This window comes from Brevibacillus sp. 1238, from assembly GCF_029892995.1.
GTDB lineage: Bacteria > Bacillota > Bacilli > Brevibacillales > Brevibacillaceae > Brevibacillus > Brevibacillus parabrevis.
Genome location: NZ_JARXWC010000034.1, coordinates 1 through 1,027, shown reverse-complemented (window position 1 = coordinate 1,027; position 1,027 = coordinate 1). Strand labels below are relative to the sequence as shown.

Annotated in this window: 1 pseudogene; it reads left to right on the top strand. The window is 44.0% G+C overall.

From position 1 onward, the window contains the following. Nucleotides 1-980, top strand: a pseudogene (locus M2298_RS28175) (IS3 family transposase); the annotation flags it as partial. Between the last annotated feature and the right edge of the window lie 47 nt (nt 981-1,027).

Genomic DNA, 1,027 nt, shown 5'->3' with positions numbered 1-1,027 from the left:
CAACAGCCTGTAGGAAAGCAATATAGTTATGGAAAAGGGCCGATGTACGATTCTGAACTGGAACAAGTCAAAGCAGAGAATCGTTTTCTTAAACAACAACTGGACGTTCTAAAAAAGTTAGAGGAGTGGGAAAGGAGGTGTCACCAGAAGTAATCGTTCCTTGGATGGAGTCCATTCGTGGGCAAGTAAGCGTGAGCCAAGCTTGCGCGTGGCTTGGTATCCCTCGTTCTACCTACTACCGTTGGAAAGCTGCATACGCGAAAAGAAACGAGGATTTAGTTGTGGAAAAGATTCGGCAACTCTGTATTCAACATAAGTTCCGTTATGGGTACAGAAAGATTACAGCACTGATGCGAGCTGAGATGTCAATTAATCATAAACGAATACAACGTATCATGCAGCGTGAACAACTACAATGCCGAGTGAGGATGAAGAAACGAAAGACAACAGGACAACCTTCTTATGTAGCAGATCATCTCCTGCTGCGACAATTTCAAGCAAGTACCCCCATGCAGAAATTAGTGACCGACATTACTTATTTACCTTACGGAAGTAAACTTTTATATTTATCGAGCATCATGGACTTGTACAATGGTGAGATTGTGGCATACAGTATTTCTGACAAACAAGACACATCGCTTGTCCTCGATACGCTATATCAACTGCCAGACCAACCTGGAATGATGCTACATAGCGATCAGGGCAGCGTGTATACGTCTCAGGCGTATCAAGCAGCAGTTAAGGGAAAAGGCATTACCATGAGCATGTCCCGTAAGGGTACGCCCGCTGATAATGCCCCCATCGAGTCGTTTCATTCCACACTAAAGTCTGAAACGTTCTATCTCGATAATTTTATCTGTACGACGACGGCCATCGTTGTGCAGATTATCCAAAGCTACATTCATTACTATAACTCAATTCGCATTCAAACGAAACTAAACAACCAGTCACCGATTCAATTTCGGCAACTGGCTGCTTAAATAGCTAAGGTGTTTTGATCCCTGTCCTACGGACGGGGGTCAGTCCC